Genomic DNA, 21212 nt, shown 5'->3' on the forward strand with positions numbered 1-21212 from the left:
CTCACTCCGCCAGAAGGACGCCGCCGGTGACCGTCCAGGACAGCCAGACGGAATCTTCCCAAGTGAAGCTGCGGCGCGAGATGCGGCGGGTGTTGGCGGTCTGCGCCTTGATCACCGCGCCCGAGGGCAGTTCCACGTGATAGGTCGAGATATTGCCGAGATAGGCGATGTCGAGCACCCGGCCCTGCACCGCGTTGATCGCGCCCTCGGGACGTTCGGCCGAGATCGTCACCTTCTCCGGCCGGATGGCGAGATAGCATTTCTCCCCGGTCGAGAAGGGGCGGGTCGAGGCGGCGCTGATCGGCATCTGGCCTGCGGCCCAGTCGATCTTGTAAGTGTCGTCGCCGTCCGGGGTCGCGGTGCCTTCGATGATGTTCACATCCCCGATGAAGTCGGCGACATAGACACTGTTGGGGGTCTCATAGATGCGATCCGGGGTGGCGACCTGCATCAGCTGGCCCTCGTCCATCACCGCCACCCGCGAGGCCACCGTCATAGCCTCTTCCTGGTCGTGGGTGACGATCACGAAGGTGGTGCCGGTCTTTTCCTGGATGTCCATCAGTTCGAACTGGGTGTCCTGGCGCAGCTTCTTGTCGAGCGCGCCCAGTGGTTCGTCGAGCAGCAGGAGCTTCGGCGCCTTGGCCAGGCTACGCGCCAGTGCCACCCGCTGCCGTTGTCCGCCCGAGATCTGATGCGGCTTGCGCTTGGCGAATTTCTCCAGCCGGGTCAGCTTGAGCATTTCGGCCACGCGCGCCTCCAGATCGGCCTTGGGCATCCGGTCACGGCGCAGGCCAAAGGCGATATTGTCCCAGACCGTCAGATGCGGGAACAGCGCGTAGGACTGGAACATCATGTTCACCGCGCGCTTGTTCGGCGGCACCCCCGAGATGTCCTTGCCGGCCAGTTCGATCCGGCCTTCGGTCGGGTTCTCGAACCCGCCCAGCATCCGCATCATCGTGGTCTTGCCGCAGCCCGAGGGGCCGAGGAGCGCGAAGAATTCACGTTCGTAGATATCCAGCGACAGGTTGTCGATCGCTGTGAAGGTTCCGAACCGCTTGGTGACGTTCTGAAAACGGATCAGCGGTTTCGCCTCTGGATCCGCCCAGGGCGCAAATTTCGTCGAGTTCACTGGCAGAGGCCCCCGATATGTTCCGGACAAGGAAAAAGGGCGGGTCCCGTTTCCTGGACCCGCCCGTTGTTCGGGATCAGGTGCCCGATTTGATCTTGGTCCACAGGCGGGTCACGACCCGCTGCACCTTGGCGTCATAAGGTGTGGTGGTGAACAGGTTGTCCATCGCCTCGGCCGAGGGGTAGATCGCCGGGTCGCCGATCACGTCCTCGTTGAGAAATTCCTGCGAGGCCAGGTTGCCGTTGGCGTAATAGACATAGTTCGACGCCGCCGCCATGTTCTGCGCGTCCATGATGAAGTTCAGGAACTTGTGGGCGCCATCGGGGTTCGGCGCATCGGTCGGGATCGCCATCATGTCGAACCACATCTGGGCGCCTTCCTTCGGCGCGTTGAAGGCGATCTCGACACCGTTGTCGGCCTCGGCCGCGCGGTCACGCGCCTGCAGCACGTCGCCCGACCAGCCGACCGCGACGCAGATGTCACCATTGGCCAGCGCGTTGATGTATTCGGACGAGTTGAACTTCTGGATATAGGGGCGGATCGCCATATAGACCGGCTCGGCCTTGGCGATGACGTCGGGGTCGTGGCTGTCCGGATCCTCGCCGATGTATTTCAGCGCGGCCGGGATCATCTCGGTCGGCGCGTCGAGGAAATACACCCCGCAAGAGGCCAGCTTTTCCATGTTCTCCGGCTTGAAGACCAGATCCCAGCTGTCGATCGGGGCGTCCTCGCCCAGGGCTTCCTTGACCTTGGCGACATTGATGCCGATGCCGGTGGTGCCCCACATGTAGTTGATGGCATATTGGTTGTCGGGGTCGTATTTCGCCGTGCGCGACGAAATCGCATCCCACATGTTCTTGATGTTCGGCAGCTTCGACTTGTCCAGCTTCTGGAACGCGCCCGCAGCAATCTGGCGTTGCAGGAAGGTGCCGGTCGGCACCACCACGTCATAGCCCGAGCCGCCGGCCAGCATCTTGGTCTCCAGCACCTCGTTGCTGTCGAAGACATCGTAGATCAGCTTGATGCCGGTCTCTTCCTGGAATTTCGTCAACAGGCTTTCGTCGATATAATCCGACCAGTTATAGACGCGGACTTCCTCAGCTTGGGCGGCAACGGCGACACCCAGGGCGAGGATCGCAGTTGCAGTGAGCGATTTAAAGGTCATTAATATGGCTCCCCGAGAGGGCTTGGGTTAGTCCCGCGCCCGGCATTTGATCAAGTTTTTTGCCTTCTTTGTTGGCACAAGTTATGTTTTCACGCGGATCCGCACAGCGCAAGCGTCGTCATTTGGATTGGAACAAGTCAAGTGAATTTGATCAAAAAACCGGCGGAGAATGCCCGCAAACCGGCCGCAAAGGCAGTCGCCGCTGCGCCGGTGCATGAGCAGGTGTATCAGAAACTCCGGGCCCAGATCCTGTTCGGAGAGATGGCGCCGGGGCAGGCGGTGACGATTCAGGGGCTGACTGATTCGCTGGGCGCCGGGATGACGCCGGTACGCGAGGCGATCCGCCGGCTGATTTCCGACGGGGCGCTGATGTTCCAGGGGAATCGCCGGGTTTCGGTGCCCGTTTTGTCGGCAGAGGACGTCGAGCAACTGATTTTCGTGCGCAAGACCATCGAGGCCGAATTGGCCCGTCGCGCCGTGCGCTTTTCCTCTCCGGAGCTGGTGGCTGAGCTGGAACAGATTGATGCGGAACTGGATTCCGCCATCGTCGCCGGCGATGTCTCGGGCTATCTGCTGCAGAATTATCGGTTCCACTCGGTGCTTTATGCCCATTCGCATGCGCCGCTGCTGGCCGAGATGGCCGAACGGCTCTGGCTGCGCTTCGGGCCGTCGCTGCGGGTCGTTTGCGGCCGCTTCGGCACCCAGAATCTGCCCGACCGCCATAAGGAGATGCTGGCCGCGCTGCGGGTCGGCGATGTCGAAGGTGTTGGCCTGGCAATTGAGCAGGACGTGGATCAGGGCGTGCAAATGATGATCGCGGTGCAGGCGGAACGTTTCGTTCCGTCCTGATTCGATTGACACTGCGGAATTTGATCATATCTTCAGGCCAAGTGTCGATTTAGCCAGGAGTTCCGCGATGCCTGCCATCACAAATCACCTGCCCACCGCCGAGCTTCAGGCCCTGGACGCAGCCCATCACATGCACCCCTTCACCACGGGGGCCGATCTGGCCGCCAAGGGCGCGCGGGTGATCACCCGCGCCAAAGGTGTCTTTTTGACCGACAGCGAGGGGCATGAGATCCTCGATGCCATGGCGGGGCTGTGGTGCGTCAATATCGGCTATGGCCGCGAGGAGCTGGCCGAGGTCGCCGCCCGCCAGATTCGCGAACTGCCCTATTACAACACCTTCTTCCAGACCACCCATGTGCCCGCCATCGCGCTGGCCGCCAAGATCGCCGAACTGGCGCCGGGCGATCTGAACCACGTGTTCTTCGCTTCCGGCGGGTCCGAGGCCAATGACACCAACCTGCGGATGGTGCGCACCTATTGGGACGTGAAGGGCAAGCCGGGCAAGAAGATCATCATCGGCCGCAAGAACGGCTATCACGGCTCGACCGTCGGCGCCGCCTCGCTGGGCGGGATGACGGCGATGCACGCCCAGGGCGGTCTGCCGATCCCGGATATCCACCATATCAACGAACCCAACTGGTGGGCCGCCGGTGGCGAGATGAGCCCGGAAGACTTCGGCCTGGCCCGCGCGCAGGAGCTGGAGCAGGCGATCCTGCAGCTGGGCGAGGATCGCGTCGCCGCCTTTATCGCCGAGCCGGTGCAGGGCGCCGGCGGCGTGATCATCCCGCCGGCAACCTATTGGCCGGAAATCCAGCGCATCTGCGACAAATACGAAATCCTGCTGATCGCCGACGAGGTGATCTGCGGGTTCGGCCGCACCGGCAACTGGTTCGGCAGCCAGACCATGGGCATCCGCCCCGATATCATGACGATCGCCAAGGGTCTCAGCTCGGGTTACCAGCCGATCGGCGGCTCGGTCGTCTCGGACGAGGTTGCCGCGGTGCTCGACAGTGTGGAGTTCAACCACGGCTATACCTATTCGGGTCACCCGGTGGCCGCCGCCGTGGCGCTGGAGAACCTGCGGATCATGCAGGAAGAGGGTGTCGTCGAACATGTGCAGACGGTTGCCAGCCCCTATCTGGCCGAGAAATGGCACGCGCTGGCCGATCACCCGCTGGTGGGTGAGACCAAGCTGATCGGCATGATGGGGTCGCTGGCGCTGAGCCCGAACAAGGAACCCCACGCCACCTTCGCCGCCGAGGCGGGGACTGTGGGGTATATCTGCCGCGAGCGCTGCTTTGCCAACAATCTGGTGATGCGCCATGTGGGTGACCGGATGATCATCTCTCCGCCGCTGGTGATCAAGCCGGAGGAGATCGACCTGCTGGCGGAACGCGCCCGCAAGGCGCTGGACGAAGCCTATGCCCGGGCCAAGGACGAGGGGCTGCTGAAGGCCGCTTCGTAAGCTCGGATCCGGAACTTTCGACCTGACGGCGCCGGGGATGACCCCGGCGCCGTTTTTCATTTAGGCCGGTCTACAGGGGCCGGGTAGGCGTGCCTTGTCACAAGGGCGGGGGTGGACAAGGCGGCGCAAAGTCATTCGTCTTGAGCGGGCTCATGAGGCAGTTTCATCTTTTACGGGACGAGAAGACCGTGAGGTGAGCGTAGGCTTGGAAACGCCGTGCGAATCCCCGGAACGGCTGACCATGGCTGCTCTGAGCCGGATGATCTGGGTCTGTCTCAATCCCGGGGGAGGCCGCGATCCCTGGACCCCGGCCTGAATGTCACAAAGGGTTCTCGAAACCATCACTGATCTTTTGGCAAAGCCTTACAGATCGGCCCCATGGTTTTCGCGTAGCGTTTCAAGCCCTTCGGTTCGGGTCTCAAGCCATTCATCCTTCAGGACGTCAGCCATGATCCCCCAACGCCTTCTCCGCCCCAGCCGTCGCGCCGTGCTGGCCGGCGGCACCGCCTTCGCCGCCTCGCTGGCGATGCCCTCGCTGTCTCGCGCGGCGTCGCGCCCGGTCTTCACCCATGGGGTGCAGTCCGGCGATGTGACCACCAATTCCGGCATGATCTGGACCCGCACCGACCGTCCGGCGCGGGTAATGATGGAAGTCTCCACCACCGAGAGTTTCGCCAATGCTCGCCAGCTGGCGCCGCTGACCGCGATGCCGACCAGTGATCTCGCTGTGAAGCGGATGGTCGAGGGGCTGCCGGCGGATCAGGACATCTTCTATCGCTTCGTTGCCGCCGACCTGAACGACATCAACGCGGTTTCCGAACCGATCGTCGGCCATTTCCGCACCGCTCCGGCGTCGCGCCGGTCGGTCCGTTTCGTCTGGTCGGGTGACACCGCCGGTCAGGGCTGGGGGATCGACGATCAGGGCATGCGCACCTATCGCACCATGATGCAGCACGAACCCGATTTCTTCCTGCATTCCGGTGACACCATCTATGCCGATGGCGCCATGCAGGATGAGGTCGTTCAGGATGGCAAGGTGATCTGGAAGAACGTCGTTCTGACCGACGAAAAGCGCAAGGTCGCCGAAACGCTGGACGAATATCGCGGCCAGTGGAAATACAACCTGATGGACGAACACGTGCTGGCGATGAACGCCGCGGTGCCGACCTTCTTCCAGTGGGACGACCACGAGGTCCTGAACAATTGGTCGGATTCCAAGGATCTGAGCGGCGACGACCGTTACACCGAAAAATCGATCCATGTGCTGTCTTCTCGCGCCGCCCGCGCCTTCCACGAGATGACGCCGATCTCCTACACCCCGGCGGAACCGGGTCGGGTCTATCGCAAGATCGCCTATGGTCCGATGCTCGATGTCTTCTTCCTCGACATGCGCAGCTATCGCGGCCCGAACGGCGCCGCGATGGAAACCGAGATGACGCCGGAAAGCCGTATCCTCGGCGCCCAGCAGGTCGCCTGGCTGAAGCGCGAGCTGGCCAATTCCAAGGCCACCTGGAAGGTGATCGCCGCCGATATGCCGATCGGGCTGATCGTCTGGGACGATTGGAAAACCTCCTCGGGGGCGGAAGCGGTGGCGAATGGCGACAACGGCCCGGCCAAGGGCCGCGAGCTTGAGATCGCCGATCTGCTGCGGTTCATCAAGGACGCCAATATCGCCAATACCGTCTGGCTGACGGCAGATGTGCATTACACCGCCGCGCATTATTACGATCCGTCCAAGGCGCAGTTCCAGGAGTTCGCACCCTTCTGGGAATTCGTCTCCGGCCCGCTGCATGCCGGCACCTTCGGCCCGAACGCGATGGACATGACCTTCGGCCCCGAGGTGAAATTCGTGAAGGCGCCGGCAGAGGGTCAGGTGAACCTGCCGCCCTCGGCCGGGATGCAGTTCTTCGGCATCGTCGATATCGACAGCGCCACCCAGCAGATGACCGTGCGGCTGATGGACGTGGGCGATACCGAACTGTGGTCGATCACCCTCGACCCGGCGGAACAGTCGCTCTGATCCAGATCTCCCCGGATCGGCCGATGCCGGACGCCCTCGCAGCATCTGCGGGGGCGTTTCGCATTTCGGGGAGTCGCCCCTTGCAAATTCTGATTCTTTTTGTCAGATAATCCGCAACGCCAGATGCCACCCGCGTCCAGCCCTTGGGAATTCAACCTTTCGGGGTGGCCCGTGGGGGATCCGGCGCAAGCCGCCAGGGAAACCCGCCGTCATCCCGGAAACGAACCGGACGCCGCAGCCGGCGTCCCAGGCGGGAGAGGCAAAGATGCGGGATCCATTCGATGATCTGCTGGCGATGCATCGCGCCGCCGAAGGCTTCGGCTGTGGCCTCTCGCCGCGGCTTCTTTCGGCCATCGCGCAGACCTGCCGGCAACAGGCGCATATCCGGTCGCAGCCAAATGTGGTCTCCCTCGGGACCAGATCCAGCCAATCGGGTCCGGCGCAGCGGGCCAGCGAGGATCGGATCGCGGCGGAGGCGGGGCTGATCGCCTTCCGCCGCCGCGACTGAAGCTCAGAAATCCACCCCGCGCTGGGCCTTGATGCCGGCCTGGAACGGGTGCTTCACCTCGGTCATCTCGGTGACCAGATCGGCGTAATCGCAGATCTCGGCCGGCGCGTCGCGGCCGGTCAGGATCACCCCGGTGCGGTCGGAGCGGGCCCTGAGCCCCTCGAGCACCTCTTCGGCCGAGAGATAGCCATAGCGCAGGGCGATGTTGATCTCGTCGAGCACGATCAGATCGAAATCGCCGCTCTCCATCATCTCGCGCGCCTTGGCAAAGGCGGCCTGTGCCGCGGCGATGTCGCGGTCGCGGTCCTGGGTGTCCCAGGTGAAGCCTTCGCCCATGGTGTGCCAGACAACCCCGCCGAGGCGTTCGAAGAACTGCCGCTCGCCGGTGATCCAGTTGCCCTTGATGAACTGCACCACGCCGACGGATTTGCGCCACCCCAGCGCCCGCACCACCACCCCGAAGGCCGAGGACGACTTGCCCTTGCCCTTGCCGGTATGCACCAGCACCAGCCCGCGTTCGGGATCGCCGGCCTCGGCCAGTTTGGCACGATGCTCGGCCTGCAGCTTCTGCATCTTCGCCTTGTGGGTCTCGGTGTCGGTCTCGGTCATCGGCATATCCTCCTGATCTTCGGGGTGGAACATAGCGCCTCGGGCGCCGGCGTCACCCCTTGGGATCGCTCACCGCGCGCACCTTGGCGCGGGTCAGCCCCAGATGATGTTCGCGCCAGACCACCAGCACGTTGCCGGCGATCACCAGCGCGGCGCCGGCCATCATGATCAGCGTCGGCACCTCGTCGAACCAGAGATAGCCGATCAGGATGGCGAAGAGCATCGAGCTGTATTCATAGGGCGTCAACATCGAGGCCGGTGCGAAGCGATAGGAGGAGGTCAGCAGAATCTGCGCCGCGCCACCGACCAGCCCGGCCATGACAAGCTGCGTCGCGGTCAGCGCGTCGGGCATCACCCAGCCGAAGGGGATGGTCAGCAGCGCCAGCGCCGCCGCGGTGGAGGAGAAATAGAACACGATGGCCGAGGTTCGCTCGGTCTCGACCATCCGGCGGATATGGATCTGCACCAGCGCCTTCAGCGCAGTGGCGCCGAGGATCAGCATCGCGCCAAGCGTCGCCGCGCTGTCCGCCGTGGTGCTGCCCAGTCGCGGCCAGAGCATGATCAGCACCCCCACCATGCCGATCACCACCGCCGAGATGCGGATCAGCCGGATCTTCTCGCCCAGCATCACCGCCGCCAGCACCAGCACCAGCATCGGCGTGGCATAGTCGATGGCGGTGACCTCGGGCAGCGGCAAAAGGCCGAGCCCGGCAAAGGTCAGCCCCATCGACGCGGTTCCGATCACGCCGCGCCAGAAATGCAGCATCGGTCGTTCGGTCACCAGACCGCTGCGCAGCTCGCCCCGCGCGGCGATCCAGATCAGGATCACCGGGATGGCGAAGAACGAGCGGAAGAACACCGCCTCGCCCGGCGGCACCGCGTCGGAGGAGGCCTTGATCAGCGCCGACATGATGGAAAACAGCAAGATCGAGCTGAGTTTCAGCGTGATTGCAAGGCCGGGACGATGCGAGGTGAGGGACTGTGCCATGAACGTGAGCCTGATCACGGTTGTCTGAAAAGATCAATCGCTTGATTTTGCATGAGGTTCGGGCGCAAAAAGGCAGGAAGGAGAAGGAGCCCCCCATGTATGACGACAACTATCTGATCGCCCGCCTGCACGCCGCCTCGGTCGGCCATGAGACGCGCAATTTCGCCACCTTCCCGGCCCGCGCCAGCATGACCTTCGGCGAACTTTTCGCCGGCGCCGAGCGCAATGCGGCGGCGCTGGTGGCGATGGGGGTGCACCCCGGCGACCGGGTGGCGGTACAGGTGGAAAAGACCATCGAGGCGATCCAGCTCTATCTCGGCACGGTGATGGCTGGGGCGGTCTTCCTGCCGCTGAACACCGCCTATACCACGCCCGAGGTCGCCTATTTCCTCGGCGATGCCACCCCGCGCGTGGTGGTCTGCGATCCGGCGAAATACGAGGCGATCGAAGCGGTTGCCGGCGACGCGCGGGTGATGACGCTCGATGCCAAGGGGCAGGGCACGCTGATCGACGCTGTGGTCGGGCGCGGCAGCTTCACCCCGGTGCCGCGCGGCCCCGACGATCTGGCCGCAATCCTCTATACCTCGGGCACCACCGGGCGATCGAAGGGCGCGATGCTGAGCCATGCCAACCTTGCCTCGAACTCCGAGATGCTCAAGGACTACTGGCAGTTCACCGATCAAGACGTGCTGATCCATGCGCTGCCGATCTTCCACACCCATGGGCTTTTCGTCGCCACCAATGTGGCGCTGCTCGCCGGGGCGCGGGTGATCTTCCTGAAAGGCTTCGACGCCGACGGGATCCTCAAGGCGATGCCCCAGGCCACCGCGCTGATGGGGGTGCCGACCTTCTACACCCGGCTTCTCGCCGATCCGCGCCTGACCCGAGAGCGCGCCGCGAACATGCGGCTCTTCATCTCCGGCTCGGCGCCGCTGCTGGTCGATACCCATGAGCAATGGGAAGCGCGCACCGGCCACCGCATCCTCGAACGCTATGGCATGACCGAGACCAACATGAGCTGCTCCAACCCCTATGAGGGCGAGCGCCGCGCCGGCACCGTCGGCTTTCCGCTTCCGGGCGTCGAGGCGCGGGTGATGCATGAGGGCAAAGAGGTGCCGGCGGGCGAGATCGGCGTGCTCGAAGTGCGGGGCGCCAATGTCTTCAAGGGCTATTGGCAGATGCCCGAGAAAACGGCCGAGGAGCTGCGCCCGGACGGCTGGTTCATCACCGGCGACATGGCGATGATCGACGCCGACGGCTATGTCAGCATCGTCGGCCGCGCCAAGGATCTGATCATCACCGGCGGTTTCAACGTCTATCCGAAAGAGGTCGAAAGCCTGATCGACGATCTGCCCGGCGTGCTGGAAAGCGCCGTGATCGGCGTGCCGCATCCCGATTTCGGCGAAGGCGTCGTCGCCGTGGTGGTGCAGGAAGGCGATGGGACCACGCCCGAGGCGATCGCCGCCGCGCTCGACGGGCAGCTCGCCAAGTTCAAACAGCCCAAGACCATCGTGATGGTCGACGCGCTGCCCAGAAACACCATGGGCAAGGTGCAGAAGAAGGCGCTGCGCGACACCTATGCCGAGCTTCTCGGCTGAGGCTGCGCCCGGCGGCGGCCGCAGGTCTTGCCGTATTTGGAACGAGAAGAAGCGGTGGGGCCGCGCCCAGGCTTCTTCTCGGTGAAAATACGGCCGGGGGGAGGCGCCCGTCAGGGCGACGGGGGCGGGCAGCCCCCTCTTGGGTCGCTGCCGGGCCTCAGGTCAGCCAGGCCAGGAAGACGTTCAGCGTGACGAAGGCGAAGGCGGTCGCCAGCAAAAGCGCGATGGCGGCCGCGCCGCCAAGCCCGCGTTCCTGCGCCAGGATCGGATAGATGCTGAACATCGGCATCGCCGCCGACAGGATCGCGGCGATCCGCATCTCGGGCGCCAGCACGATCAGGCCGAGCGTCGGCAGCAACGCGGCGGCCAGCGCCACCATCGCCGGATGCAGCAGCAGCTTGGCGGCGGCGATCTGGCCGGCGAGTTGCCTGTTGCCCTTCAGCGGCAGCCCGACCAGCGAGCCGCCGATCACCACCAGCGACAGCGCTGCGGCCGAAGTGCCGAACATGCCGCTCAGGCGCAGCATCGGCGCCGGCAGCTCAAACCCGGTGGCCGAGACGATCAGCCCGGCGATCATGCCGATCACCATCGGGCGGCGCAGCAGCGCCTTCAGCACGCCGATGATCAGCCGGAACGGCGACAGCCCGGCGCGACCCGAGGCCAGATCCATCAGCACCAGCCCGGTGGGGATGAGCACCACATTCTCGATCAGCAGGTTCAGCGCCAGGATGACGCCGGCCTGATCGGGAAAGATCAAGAGCATCACCGGATAGCCGATGAAGCCCGAGTTCGGGCAGGCCGATCCCATCACCGCCAGGGCCCGGCGCAGCGGATCGGGCGCGGCAAGGGTGAACCAGCTGAAACTGAGCGCCATGGTCACAAGCCCGCCAACCACCATCACCAGCAGGTAATCGGTCTGCAGCACCGCGGTGAGCGGCCGGGTGGCGAGCGAGGTGAAGAGCAGCGCCGGCAGCGCCAGGTTCAGCACATATTGCCCCAGCATCTGCATGTCGCGGGTGGTGAACCAGCCGATACGCACCACGATATAGCCGATCAGGACGGCGGCATAGATCGGCGCCGTGATGCTGATGATGTCACTCATGAAGCGGCCCAGTCTGGCGGCAGGTCGGCGCCGATTTCCTCGGCGAGGTCTTCGAGAAAGCGGATCATGCGCGCGGCGCGGGTCTGCGCAAGGGTACGCCCCCCTTCGGTCAGCATATCGGCTGGAAGCCTCAGCAACTTGACGCGAAAATGATCGAGCGTCTGGCGGCGGTCATCCAGATCGCGCGCCGCGGCGAAGGGATCGGCGGCATCATAGAGCGCGCGGCCCAGGGCGCCCGAGACCGCGAAGCAGCGCGCGATGCCCACCGCCCCCAGCGCATCCAGCCGGTCGGCGTCGCGCAGGGCCCGCGCCTCTGGCGTTTCCGGCGCGATGCCGGCCGAGAAGCTATGCGCGGCGATGGCGTGTTGGGCGGCGGCGATCCGGTCTTCGCCGAACCCCAGATCGCGCAGGACCGGCGCCGCCGCCTCGGCCGCGAGGGTCGAGGCGCGGGCGCGGTCGAGGCTGTCCTTCGGCAGGTTGACCAGATCGTGCAGATAGCAGGCCGCCAGCAGAACCTCTCCGTCGACATCGTTCCCGGCGATGGCGCGGGCATTGGCCCAGACCCGGTCGAGATGGGTCAGATCATGGGCGCTGTCCTGCGCCATGCCATCGGCCGCGATCTGCCGCAGCCGCGCGCGCAACCCGTCGAGGTCAGCCAATGCGGCCCCGGGTCTCGCCCACCGCGCCGCCGATCTGGCCGCGGTTCAGCAGGATATGGTCGAGAATCACGCAGGCCATCATCGCCTCGCCCACCGGCACCGCGCGGATGCCGACGCAGGGGTCGTGCCGCCCCTTGGTGATGATCTCGGTTTCCTGCCCGGATTTGGTGATGGTCGCCCGTGTCTTCAGGATCGAGGAGGTCGGTTTCACCGCAAAGCGCACCACGATCTCCTGCCCGGTGGAGATGCCGCCCAGAATGCCGCCGGCGTGGTTCGAGGAATAGGCCGGTTTGCCGTCCGGGCCGATGAAGATCTCGTCGGCGTTCTCTTCGCCGGTCAGCAGCGCGGCGGCCATGCCCTCGCCGATCTCGACGCCCTTGACGGCGTTGATCGACATCATCGCAGCGGCCAGATCGGTGTCGAGCTTGCCATAGATCGGCGCGCCAAGGCCGGCGGGCACGCCGCGCGCCACCACCTCGACGATGGCGCCGACCGAATTGCCGGATTTGCGCAGGGCGTCCATATACCCGGCCCAGGTCTCCGCCGCTTCCGCATCCGGGCACCAGAACGGGTTCTGGCCGATCGCTTCGGCGTCAAAGCGCGCCCGATCGATCCCGTGCGGCCCGATCTGGGTCATGTAACCCTGAATCTCGATCCCCGGCGCCAGGTCCGACAGGGCGGCGCGCGCCAGCCCGCCGGCGGCGACCCGCGCCGCGGTTTCCCGCGCCGACGATCGCCCGCCGCCGCGATAATCGCGGATGCCGTATTTCTGCCAATAGGTGATATCGGCGTGACCCGGGCGGAACTTCTCCATGATTTCGGAGTAGTCCTTGGACCGCTGGTCGGTGTTCTCGATCATCAGCTGCACCGGCGTGCCGGTGGTCCGCCCCTCGAAGACGCCGGAGAGGATCCTGACCGCATCGGGTTCGCGCCGCTGGGTGGTGTATTTGCTGGTCCCGGGCTTGCGCAGGTCCAGCCAGCGCTGGATCATCGGCTCGTCGATGGCGATGCCCGGCGGGCAGCCGTCCACCGTGGCGCCAAGCGCCGGCCCGTGGCTTTCGCCCCAGGTGGTGACGCGGAAGAGATGGCCGAATGTATTGATGGACATGGGGGCTCTCCTTTGCTGCGGTGATTAGCGGCGCGCGCCGTGTGGCTCAAGCGGATTCACGGGCTGGTGCCGACCGGGCCGGGGCAGCCAAGGCCGGGCCGCCAGCGGATACCGCCCTTTGACAGCGTGCCTCCGGCAGCCAAATCCGGGCGGGTCTCCAGCTTCTTCTCGGCCCAAATACGGCCGCCGGAGGCACGCGCCGCAGGCGCGTTCCGATCAGGGACCGGGGCCCGAGCCGTCAATCCGCTTGCCTCATATCCTCCCCGCGCATAGGGTCGGCGCCACCTCGGGGTGCCTGATCGGGCTGAGATGCATTGCGCGAACCCGTTGAACCTGAACCGGCTCATACCGGCGGAGGGAAGGTTTATGGACATGCCTCCACCTTGCCCCGACGCCGCAAAGGAGGATGCCATGAAGTATCTTGCATTTGCAGCGGGACTGATCACCAGCGCAGCAGGCCAGATGGCCGCCGCCGAGACTCCCGTGCTGACCGTCTATACCTATGACAGTTTCGTCAGCGAATGGGGCCCGGGCCCGGCGATCGAGAAGGCCTTCGAGGCGCAATGCGGTTGCGATCTGAAATTCGTCGCCGCCGGCGATGGTGCCGCGCTGCTGGCGCGGGTGCGGCTCGAGGGCAAGCGGTCGGAGGCCGATGTGGTGCTTGGCCTCGATACCAACCTGACCGCGGCGGCGCGGTCGACCGGGCTGTTCGCGCCGGTCTCGGTCAAAGCCGATTACAGCCTGCCGGTCGAATGGTCGGATGATGAGTTCATCCCCTATGACTGGGGCTATTTCGCCTTCGTGCAGAACCGCGATCTGGCCGCGCCGCACAGTTTCCGCGAACTCGCCGACAGCGATCTGAAGATCGTGATCCAGGATCCGCGTTCCTCCACCCCCGGCTTGGGTCTGTTGATGTGGGTGAAGGCCGCCTATGGCGATGAGGCTCCGGCGATCTGGAAAGGCCTTTCCGACAATATCGTCACCGTCACCAAGGGCTGGTCCGAGGCATACGGGCTGTTCCTGGATGGCGAGGCCGACATGGTGCTCTCCTATACCACCTCGCCGGCCTATCACCTGATCGCGGAAGGCGACGACAGCAAGACCACCGCGCTGTTTGACGAGGGCCATTACATGCAGGTCGAGGTCGCCGGCAAGCTGGCGGCCTCCGATCAGCCGGAGCTGGCGGATCAGTTCCTGCAGTTCATGGTGACCGACGCCTTCCAGTCGGTGATCCCGACCACCAACTGGATGTATCCCGCCGTCACCCCGGCCGAGGGGCTGCCCAAGGGGTTCGAAACCCTGACCCAGCCCAAGAAGGCGCTGCTGTTCTCGCCGGATGAGGCGGCGGCGCTGCGCGATCCGGCGCTGGCCGAATGGCTCGCCGCGCTCGGCCGCTGAGCCCGGCGCCGGGGATCGTCGCGGCGCTTGGCGTCGCGGTGCTGATCCTCGGCGCGCTGGCGGCGGTATTCTGGCGGGCGGAGACCGGGATCGGTCTTGGGCCCGCCGATTGGCAGGCGGTGCGCTTTACCGTGCTGCAGGCGGCGCTGTCGGCGGGATTGAGCGTGGTGTTCGCCCTGCCGGTGGCGCGGGCCCTGGCGCGACGGCGGTTCCCGGGCCGCGCCGCGCTGATCGCGCTGATGGGGGCGCCTTTCATCCTGCCGGTGATCGTCGCGGTGCTGGGGCTTCTGGCCGTCTTCGGCCGCTCGGGCTGGATCAGCCAGGGCCTGGGCCTGGTCGGCCTGCCGCCGCTGCGCATCTATGGGCTGCATGGGGTGGTGCTGGCACATGTCTTCTTCAACCTGCCGCTGGCGACACGGTTGATCCTGCAGGGCTGGCAGGAAATCCCGGCAGAGCGGTTTCGTCTGGCCGCCCAGCTTGGCGCCGGGCCGGCGGCGATCTGGCGGTTGCTGGAATGGCCGATGCTGCGCAGGGTGGCGCCGGGGGCGCTGGCGGTGATCTTCGCCATCTGCCTCACCTCCTTCGCGGTGGCGCTGACGCTGGGGGGCGGCCCGCGCGCGACGACGGTGGAGCTGGCGATCTATCAGGCCTTCCGCTTCGATTTCGATCTGGGCCGTGCGGCGCTGTTGTCGGTGCTGCAGATCGCCCTGACCGGCGCGGCTGCCGCGCTGGCCCTGCGCGCGGCGATGGGGGAAGGCTTCGGCGCCGGCCTCGATCGCGCGATCCGGCGATGGGATGCCGGCGGCCGGGGGCTGAAGGTTCAGGACTGGCTGGCGATCGGGCTCGCCGCGCTGTTCCTGCTGCTGCCGCTTGCCGCCATCACGGCCGAGGGCGTGACAGGCCTCTCTGCCCTGCCGGCCAGTGTCTGGCGGGCGGCGCTGAATTCGCTGCTGATCGCGGCGGGCAGCACGGTGATATTGCTGCTGATCGCCCTGCCGATGGCGGTGGCGGTGGCGCTTGTGCGTCATCCCGGCTGGGTCGAGGGCGCCGGGCTTCTGGGCATGGCAGTGTCGCCCCTGGTGATCGGCACCGGCGCCTTCATCGTGATCTATCCCTTTGCCGATCCGGCGGCCTTGGCGCTGCCGGTGACGGCGCTGGTCAACGCGCTGATGGCGCTGCCCTTCGCGCTGCGCATCCTGGTGCCGCAGGCGCGGGCGGTGATCGGCGATTTCGGGCGTCTGGCGCTCAGCCTGAACATGGGGCGCCTGGGGTTTCTGCGGCTGGTGCTCTGGCCCCGGATGCGGCCGCAGATCGGTTTCGCCGCCGGTCTTGCCGCGGCGCTGTCGATGGGCGATCTGGGGGTCATCGCACTTTTTGCCGATCAGGAGGTCGCCACCTTGCCCTTGCAGATCTATCGCCTGATGGGCGCCTATCGGATGGAGGCTGCGGCCGGCGCGGCGCTGCTGTTGCTGGCGCTTTCGGTGCTGGTGTTCTGGCTCTTCGACCGCGGAGGGCGCCGCCATGCTGAGGCTTGAGGGGGTGCAGATCCGGTCGGGCGATTTCACCCTGCGCGCCGACTGGCAGGTCGAGACCGGGGCGCGGGTGGCGGTGATCGGCCCTTCGGGGGCGGGCAAGACCACGCTTCTTGAGGCGATCGCCGGGTTTCGCGATCTGGCGGCGGGGCGGATCCTCTGGGACGGGCGCGACATCAGCCGTGACGCCCCGGGCGCGCGGCCGGTGGCGATGTTGTTTCAGGACGGCAACCTGTTTCCGCATCTGAGCGTGGCACAGAACGCGGGTCTCGGGCTCAGTCCCGATCTGCGGCTGACGTCGGCGCATTGGGATCGGGTGCGGCAGGCGCTGGCACGGGTCGGGCTGGAGGGGCTGGAGGCGCGCCGGCCCGCCGAGCTGTCGGGCGGGCAGCAGAGCCGGGCGGCGCTGGCGCGGGTATTGCTGCAGAGCAAGCCGCTTTTGTTGCTGGACGAGCCTTTCGCGGCGCTGGGCCCGGCGCTGAAGGTGGAGATGCTGGAGCTGGTCGCCGAGCTGGCGGAAGAGAGCGGCGCCACGCTGATGATGATCAGCCACGACCCCGCCGACGCCCGGCGGATCGCCGATCAGGCCATTCTGGTGGCCGATGGGGTGGCATCGGCGCCGCAGCCGGTGGCGGTGTTGCTCGATACCCCGCCGCCGGTGCTCAGGGCCTATCTGGGGGAAGGGTAGGGGGCGCTGCCCCCATCGCCTGCGGCGATTCCCCCGGGATATTTAAGGCTAGAAAAAGACGGGGGTGAGCTGCGCCCGGAAAACGGTCCAGTGGACCGTTTTCAGCCGCGAACGGGGGCATTGATCTGCGAAACACGGCAATCGCAAAATGCGACGCTTCGCGCGACCGCAATTCGAGCCAGGAGCGTCAGCGATGAGCGGCCGGAGGGTTGTCCCTCCGGCGCGGCATCATTCCGCGGCCAGCGGCAGAAGAGCGGCGCGGGCCCTGGTGATGGCGAGCGCGGCCTCGGCGGTCTCACGGCCCTTCTGGACGAAATGGGCGCGGAAAAACTCGGTATGCTGCGGGGTTTCCTGATAATGGTGCGGCGTCAGCGAAACCGAGAGCACCGGCACCCCGGTGTCGAGCCCGGCGCGCATCAACCCGTCAACCACCGCCTGGGCGACGAAGTCGTGGCGGTAGATGCCGCCATCGACCACCAGCGCGGCGCAGGCCACGGCGGCATATCGGCCGGTCGCCGCCAGATCGCGGGCGAGCAGCGGCATCTCGAAGGCGCCGGGCACGTCGAAGACATCGACCTGATCGGCGGGGATCAGTTGCAGGAAGCCGTCAAGCGCGCGGTCGACCACATCGGCGTGCCACTGGGCTTTGACAAAGGCGAAGCGGGTGGGTGTCATTTCAGATCTCTCCTTTAGGTTCAGACACGTCACCCAAGGCGATCACGGGCGTCCCCTCCGGCGGACCGGGCGGGGCGCACGTTCTCTTTCATCCGGACTGTGACCGTCGGCTCCGGCGTCTCACCGGATCTGCTGACACCCCGATCGGTTGCGAAAGGGGCCGCTCGCGGGCTCACGGGGTCTGGCCCCGCATACCGCCGGTGGGGAATTTCACCCCGCCCTGAGAACGCCTTCAGCTTGCCAAGTCGCGCGGGAGCTTTCAAGACTGTCGCGAAGGAGACGTCGCGATGCATCCAAATCCGGTCTTTCATACCGCCAGCGCGGCGGAAAACCTGGCCTTTGCCCGGGCGCGCAGCTTTGGCGTTCTGGCGGTGTCGGCGGCGGAGGCCGCGCCGATGCTGAGCCATGTGCCCTTTGTCCTGTCGGAGGACGGGCAGGTGGCCGATCTGCATCTGGTCCGCTCCAATCCGATCGCGCGGGCGCTCACGGCGCCGCTTGCCGCGCGGCTCGCCGTCAGCGGGCCTGACAGCTATGTTTCGCCCGACTGGTACGGGATCGACGATCAGGTGCCGACCTGGAATTATGTCGCCGTGCATCTGACCGGCGTGCTGGAGCCGCGCCCGCAGGAGGAGCTGGCGGCGCTGCTCGACCGGCTGTCAGATCTGTTCGAAGAGCGGCTTTTGCCCAAGGCGCCCTGGCGCAGTGCCAAGATGGAGCCGCAGGCCCTGGAGCGGATGATGCGGGCGATCGTTCCGGTACGGCTGAGGGTCGAGGCGGTGGATGGCACCTGGAAGCTGGGCCAGAACAAGGACGCCGCTGCGCGCCTGGCTGCCGCCGATGGGATCGAGGTCGCCGGGATCGGGGCGGAGCTGGCGGCGCTCGTCCGGTTGATGCGGCAGGTGTAGACAGTAGACAGCGGCCGAGGCTGCGCCTAGGGTCGTCCCGGAAACGACAGGAGGAGTTCGTTTTGATGAAGCTGATCATGTCGCCAGCCTCGCCCTTCGTGCGCAAGGTGCGGGTGGTGGCGATCGAGACCGGCCAGGAGGGGGAGATCGAGGAGATCCCGGTGGCCACCACGCCGGTCAAGACGGCGGAGGAGGTCTGGGCGGCCAATCCGCTGGGCAAGATTCCGGCACTGGTACTGGAGGACGGTCGTACAATCTACGACAGCCGGGTGATCACCCGATATCTCGATGCGCGGGTCGCTGCGGGGCTCTATCCCGAGGATCGGATCTGGGATGTGCTGACGCTCGAGGCCACCGCCGACGGAATTCTCGAGGCCGCCGTGCTGATGGTCTATGAGGGCCGGGTGCGGCCGGAAGAGATGATCTATGCCCCCTGGGTCGAGGCGCAATGGGGCAAGGCCTTCGGCGGGATTCGCGCGATCAACGACCGGATGATGGATCGGCTGTCTGGGCCGCTCGACATTGGCCAGATCGCGGTGGGCTGTGCGCTGGGCTATCTCGACTTCCGCCATCCGACGCGGGACTGGCGGGAGAGATGCCCGGAGCTCGCCGCCTGGTACGCCGAGTTCGAGATGCGTCCCTCGATGGTGGCGACCCGGCCCTAAAGATGAATTTGAGCCATAAAATTAAGGGGCTTGATCGGTCACGCATATGTGACCATTCTGCGTCAGGAGACCTCTTGAAAGCGACCTGGAATGACCAAGGTGGCTGGACGGCAGGCGTTCTGATCGGTAACTACGCACGCTAAGACTGAGGGCATCACGCCAGTGATGCCTGCGCTCATTGCCCCTCGCGGGCCTGGAATTTGGAGAAACCTCGTGTCCCACGCAGAAGACAACGAAGGCACCCGGAGAGATTTCCTCTTTTACGCCACCGCAGGGGCGGGGGCAGTTGCCGCCGGTGCCGCGATCTGGCCGCTGATCAACCAGATGAACCCCTCGGCCGACGTGCAGGCGATGTCCTCGATCCGCGTCGATGTCAGCGGGGTCGAGACCGGCACCCAGATCACCATCAAGTTCCTCGGCAAGCCGGTGTTCATCCGCCGCCGCACCGAGAAGGAGATCGAGGAAGGCCGCGCCGTCGAGCTGAGCGCGCTGGTGGATCAGAACGCCGAGAACAGCAACCTGTCCGGCGACGCGCCGGCCACCGACCAGAACCGCACCCTCGACGAGGCCGGCGAATGGCTGGTCATGATGGGAGTCTGCACCCACCTGGGCTGCGTGCCGCTGGGCAACAACTCGGGCGATTACGACGGCTGGTTCTGCCCCTGCCACGGCTCGCACTATGATACCGCAGGCCGTATCCGCAAGGGGCCGGCGCCGCGCAACCTGCCGATTCCGCTGGCGGAATTCGTCGACGAAACCACCATCAAGTTGGGGTAAGGGAGGCTCCTTCTCATGTCCGGAATTCCGCACGACCATTACGAGCCCAAGACCGGTGCAGAAAAGTGGCTGAACAGCCGTCTGCCGATCGTCGGGCTGCTTTATGACACGCTGATGATCCCCACCCCGAAAAACCTGAACTGGTGGTGGATCTGGGGCATTGTCCTGGCCTTCTGTCTGGGGCTGCAGATCGTTACCGGCATCGTGCTGGTGATGCATTACACCCCGCATGTCGATCTGGCCTTCGCCAGCGTCGAACATATCATGCGCGACGTGAACGGCGGCTATATGCTGCGCTATCTGCACGCCAACGGCGCCTCGCTGTTCTTTGTCGCCGTCTATATCCACATCTTCCGTGGCCTGTTCTACGGGTCCTACAAGGCCCCGCGCGAGATCACCTGGATCGTCGGCATGCTGATCTACCTGCTGATGATGGGCACCGCCTTCATGGGTTATGTGCTGCCCTGGGGGCAGATGTCCTTCTGGGGCGCGACGGTGATCACCGGGCTGTTCGGTGCCATCCCCTTCGTGGGCGAGGCGCTGCAGACTTGGCTGCTGGGCGGGCCGGCGGTGTCGAACGCCACGCTGAACCGCTTCTTTTCGCTGCATTATCTGCTGCCCTTCGTGATCGCCGCGCTGGTGATCGTCCATATCTGGGCCTTCCACACCACCGGCAACAACAACCCCACCGGGGTCGAGGTGCGCCGCGGGTCGAAGGCCGAGGCGCAGAAGGACACGCTGCCGTTCTGGCCCTATTTCGTGATCAAGGACTTCGTCGGTCTCGCCATCGTGCTGGTGGTGTTCTGGGCGGTGGTCGGCTTCATGCCGAACTATCTGGGCCACCCCGACAACTATATCGAGGCGAACCCGCTGGCGACGCCGGCGCATATCGTGCCCGAATGGTACTTCTTGCCGTTCTACGCGATCCTGCGCGCCTTCACCTCGGATGTCTGGATCGTGCAATTCGCCTCCTTCGTCACCGGTGGCATCGTTGACGCCAAGTTCTTCGGGGTGATCGCCATGTTCGGCGCCATCCTGGCGATGGCCCTGGCGCCCTGGCTCGACACCTCCTCGGTGCGCTCGGGGGCCTATCGGCCGATGTTCAAATGGTGGTTCCTGCTGTTGGTCATCGACTTCTTCGTGCTGATGTGGCTGGGTGGCATGCCGGCGGAAGAGCCCTATGCCTCGATCTCGCTGGTGGCGGCGGCCTATTGGTTCGCCTACTTCCTGGTGATCCTGCCGGTCCTCGGCGTCATCGAAAAGCCCAGCCCCATTCCCGCCACCATCGAAGAGGATTTCAACGCCCATTATGGCACGGCATCCTCGAAGGCCGACGTGTCCGGGGCCGAAGCGGCTCCGGCCGAGTGAGAGA

Annotated in this window: 20 protein-coding genes and 2 riboswitches; of the genes, 12 read left to right on the forward strand and 8 right to left on the reverse strand. The window is 65.5% G+C overall.

What is annotated here, in order from left to right; all coding sequences use genetic code 11:
* Position 1: 1 nt before the first annotated feature.
* Both ACN0V4_RS19495 and ACN0V4_RS19500 read right to left on the reverse strand, forming a co-directional pair.
* Entirely contained in the window at positions 2-1129 is a 1128-nt protein-coding gene (locus ACN0V4_RS19495; protein WP_417679230.1) for an ABC transporter ATP-binding protein, read from the reverse strand.
* Positions 1130-1205: 76 nt separating this feature from the next.
* Positions 1206-2294 (reverse strand): polyamine ABC transporter substrate-binding protein, encoded by a 1089-nt coding sequence (locus ACN0V4_RS19500; RefSeq protein WP_417679232.1) that lies wholly within the window; start codon positions 2292-2294, stop codon positions 1206-1208.
* Between the two features lie 141 nt (positions 2295-2435).
* Here ACN0V4_RS19500 and ACN0V4_RS19505 point away from each other — a divergent pair, with 141 nt between their 5' ends.
* The 4 genes from ACN0V4_RS19505 to ACN0V4_RS19520 all read left to right on the forward strand — a co-directional run bounded on the left by ACN0V4_RS19505 (position 2436) and on the right by ACN0V4_RS19520 (position 7136).
* Entirely contained in the window at positions 2436-3143 is a 708-nt protein-coding gene (locus ACN0V4_RS19505) for a GntR family transcriptional regulator (RefSeq protein WP_417679234.1), read from the forward strand.
* Between the two features lie 67 nt (positions 3144-3210).
* The gene (locus tag ACN0V4_RS19510; protein WP_417679236.1) at positions 3211-4608 is read left to right on the forward strand and encodes an aspartate aminotransferase family protein; all 1398 of its coding nucleotides are present in this window, start codon (positions 3211-3213) and stop codon (positions 4606-4608) included.
* A gap of 448 nt (positions 4609-5056) precedes the next feature.
* On the forward strand, positions 5057-6628 hold the full coding sequence (locus tag ACN0V4_RS19515) for an alkaline phosphatase D family protein (protein ID WP_417679238.1): 1572 nt from the start codon (positions 5057-5059) through the stop codon (positions 6626-6628).
* 265 nt (positions 6629-6893) lie between these two features.
* Positions 6894-7136, forward strand: coding sequence for a hypothetical protein (locus ACN0V4_RS19520; RefSeq protein WP_417679240.1), 243 nt, complete (start codon positions 6894-6896; stop codon positions 7134-7136).
* A gap of 3 nt (positions 7137-7139) precedes the next feature.
* Here the strand turns inward: ACN0V4_RS19520 and cobO are convergent, their stop codons facing one another.
* Positions 7140-7745: a cob(I)yrinic acid a,c-diamide adenosyltransferase gene (gene cobO, locus ACN0V4_RS19525; protein ID WP_417679242.1), complete on the reverse strand. Its 606-nt coding sequence runs from the start codon at positions 7743-7745 to the stop codon at positions 7140-7142.
* A gap of 52 nt (positions 7746-7797) precedes the next feature.
* Positions 7798-8733: a DMT family transporter gene (locus tag ACN0V4_RS19530; protein WP_417679244.1), complete on the reverse strand. Its 936-nt coding sequence runs from the start codon at positions 8731-8733 to the stop codon at positions 7798-7800.
* Positions 8734-8828: 95 nt separating this feature from the next.
* Here ACN0V4_RS19530 and ACN0V4_RS19535 point away from each other — a divergent pair, with 95 nt between their 5' ends.
* Positions 8829-10331, forward strand: a complete 1503-nt coding sequence (locus ACN0V4_RS19535; protein WP_417679246.1) for a malonate--CoA ligase — start codon at positions 8829-8831, stop codon at positions 10329-10331.
* 157 nt (positions 10332-10488) lie between these two features.
* On the opposite strand, the gene ACN0V4_RS19540 is transcribed toward ACN0V4_RS19535, so the two are convergent.
* The 3 genes from ACN0V4_RS19540 to aroC are packed head-to-tail and all read right to left on the reverse strand — an operon-like array spanning position 10489 to position 13200.
* Positions 10489-11433: an AEC family transporter gene (locus ACN0V4_RS19540; RefSeq protein WP_417679248.1), complete on the reverse strand. Its 945-nt coding sequence runs from the start codon at positions 11431-11433 to the stop codon at positions 10489-10491.
* The gene (locus ACN0V4_RS19545; RefSeq protein ID WP_417679249.1) at positions 11430-12092 is read right to left on the reverse strand and encodes an HD domain-containing protein; all 663 of its coding nucleotides are present in this window, start codon (positions 12090-12092) and stop codon (positions 11430-11432) included. Before ACN0V4_RS19545 ends, ACN0V4_RS19540 begins: the two co-directional genes overlap by 4 nt.
* Entirely contained in the window at positions 12085-13200 is a 1116-nt protein-coding gene (aroC, locus tag ACN0V4_RS19550) for a chorismate synthase (protein ID WP_417679251.1), read from the reverse strand. Before aroC ends, ACN0V4_RS19545 begins: the two co-directional genes overlap by 8 nt.
* Before the next feature lie 277 nt (positions 13201-13477).
* Positions 13478-13577: riboswitch (TPP riboswitch) on the forward strand.
* 34 nt (positions 13578-13611) lie between these two features.
* Between aroC and thiB the strand changes: the two genes are divergently transcribed.
* Genes thiB through ACN0V4_RS19565 form a run of 3 tightly spaced genes read left to right on the forward strand, consistent with a single transcriptional unit; the run spans position 13612 to position 16818 of the window.
* A complete protein-coding gene (thiB, locus tag ACN0V4_RS19555; protein ID WP_417679253.1) occupies positions 13612-14598 on the forward strand; it encodes a thiamine ABC transporter substrate binding subunit in 987 nt (328 codons plus the stop codon).
* A complete protein-coding gene (locus ACN0V4_RS19560; protein WP_417679255.1) occupies positions 14574-16133 on the forward strand; it encodes a thiamine/thiamine pyrophosphate ABC transporter permease ThiP in 1560 nt (519 codons plus the stop codon). Before thiB ends, ACN0V4_RS19560 begins: the two co-directional genes overlap by 25 nt.
* Positions 16120-16818: an ATP-binding cassette domain-containing protein gene (locus ACN0V4_RS19565; protein ID WP_417679257.1), complete on the forward strand. Its 699-nt coding sequence runs from the start codon at positions 16120-16122 to the stop codon at positions 16816-16818. Before ACN0V4_RS19560 ends, ACN0V4_RS19565 begins: the two co-directional genes overlap by 14 nt.
* A gap of 228 nt (positions 16819-17046) precedes the next feature.
* On the opposite strand, the gene ACN0V4_RS19570 is transcribed toward ACN0V4_RS19565, so the two are convergent.
* Positions 17047-17493, reverse strand: a complete 447-nt coding sequence (locus ACN0V4_RS19570) for a 6,7-dimethyl-8-ribityllumazine synthase (protein WP_417679259.1) — start codon at positions 17491-17493, stop codon at positions 17047-17049.
* A 76-nt stretch (positions 17494-17569) separates the two neighbouring features.
* Positions 17570-17725: riboswitch (FMN riboswitch) on the reverse strand.
* A gap of 55 nt (positions 17726-17780) precedes the next feature.
* Here ACN0V4_RS19570 and ACN0V4_RS19575 point away from each other — a divergent pair.
* The 4 genes from ACN0V4_RS19575 (at position 17781) to petB (ending at position 21208) form a co-directional block, all read left to right on the forward strand.
* Positions 17781-18398 carry an FMN-binding negative transcriptional regulator gene (locus ACN0V4_RS19575; RefSeq protein WP_417679261.1) on the forward strand — a complete coding sequence of 206 codons (618 nt, stop codon included), beginning with the start codon at positions 17781-17783 and terminating at the stop codon, positions 18396-18398.
* 65 nt (positions 18399-18463) lie between these two features.
* Entirely contained in the window at positions 18464-19063 is a 600-nt protein-coding gene (locus ACN0V4_RS19580; protein WP_417679263.1) for a glutathione S-transferase, read from the forward strand.
* Positions 19064-19276: 213 nt separating this feature from the next.
* Positions 19277-19840 (forward strand): ubiquinol-cytochrome c reductase iron-sulfur subunit, encoded by a 564-nt coding sequence (petA, locus tag ACN0V4_RS19585; RefSeq protein ID WP_417679265.1) that lies wholly within the window; start codon positions 19277-19279, stop codon positions 19838-19840.
* Between the two features lie 15 nt (positions 19841-19855).
* Positions 19856-21208 carry a cytochrome b gene (petB, locus tag ACN0V4_RS19590; protein WP_417679267.1) on the forward strand — a complete coding sequence of 451 codons (1353 nt, stop codon included), beginning with the start codon at positions 19856-19858 and terminating at the stop codon, positions 21206-21208.
* Positions 21209-21212: the final 4 nt, after the last annotated feature.

Source organism: Pseudodonghicola sp., assembly GCF_048268305.1.
Classification (GTDB): domain Bacteria; phylum Pseudomonadota; class Alphaproteobacteria; order Rhodobacterales; family Rhodobacteraceae; genus Pseudodonghicola.

Excerpts from the sequence above, each read along its gene's own strand:
- ACN0V4_RS19500 (WP_417679232.1), bottom strand. The coding sequence starts at position 2,294 with ATGACCTTTAAATCGCTCACTGCAACTGCGATCCTCGCCCTGGGTGTC.
- ACN0V4_RS19510 (WP_417679236.1), top strand. The coding sequence starts at position 3,211 with ATGCCTGCCATCACAAATCACCTGCCCACCGCCGAGCTTCAGGCCCTG.
- ACN0V4_RS19515 (WP_417679238.1), top strand. The coding sequence starts at position 5,057 with ATGATCCCCCAACGCCTTCTCCGCCCCAGCCGTCGCGCCGTGCTGGCC.
- ACN0V4_RS19520 (WP_417679240.1), top strand. The coding sequence starts at position 6,894 with ATGCGGGATCCATTCGATGATCTGCTGGCGATGCATCGCGCCGCCGAA.
- cobO (WP_417679242.1), bottom strand. The coding sequence starts at position 7,745 with ATGACCGAGACCGACACCGAGACCCACAAGGCGAAGATGCAGAAGCTG.
- ACN0V4_RS19530 (WP_417679244.1), bottom strand. The coding sequence starts at position 8,733 with ATGGCACAGTCCCTCACCTCGCATCGTCCCGGCCTTGCAATCACGCTG.
- ACN0V4_RS19535 (WP_417679246.1), top strand. The coding sequence starts at position 8,829 with ATGTATGACGACAACTATCTGATCGCCCGCCTGCACGCCGCCTCGGTC.
- ACN0V4_RS19540 (WP_417679248.1), bottom strand. The coding sequence starts at position 11,433 with ATGAGTGACATCATCAGCATCACGGCGCCGATCTATGCCGCCGTCCTG.
- aroC (WP_417679251.1), bottom strand. The coding sequence starts at position 13,200 with ATGTCCATCAATACATTCGGCCATCTCTTCCGCGTCACCACCTGGGGC.
- thiB (WP_417679253.1), top strand. The coding sequence starts at position 13,612 with ATGAAGTATCTTGCATTTGCAGCGGGACTGATCACCAGCGCAGCAGGC.
- ACN0V4_RS19560 (WP_417679255.1), top strand. The coding sequence starts at position 14,574 with ATGGCTCGCCGCGCTCGGCCGCTGAGCCCGGCGCCGGGGATCGTCGCG.
- ACN0V4_RS19565 (WP_417679257.1), top strand. The coding sequence starts at position 16,120 with ATGCTGAGGCTTGAGGGGGTGCAGATCCGGTCGGGCGATTTCACCCTG.
- ACN0V4_RS19570 (WP_417679259.1), bottom strand. The coding sequence starts at position 17,493 with ATGACACCCACCCGCTTCGCCTTTGTCAAAGCCCAGTGGCACGCCGAT.
- ACN0V4_RS19575 (WP_417679261.1), top strand. The coding sequence starts at position 17,781 with ATGCATCCAAATCCGGTCTTTCATACCGCCAGCGCGGCGGAAAACCTG.
- ACN0V4_RS19580 (WP_417679263.1), top strand. The coding sequence starts at position 18,464 with ATGAAGCTGATCATGTCGCCAGCCTCGCCCTTCGTGCGCAAGGTGCGG.
- petB (WP_417679267.1), top strand. The coding sequence starts at position 19,856 with ATGTCCGGAATTCCGCACGACCATTACGAGCCCAAGACCGGTGCAGAA.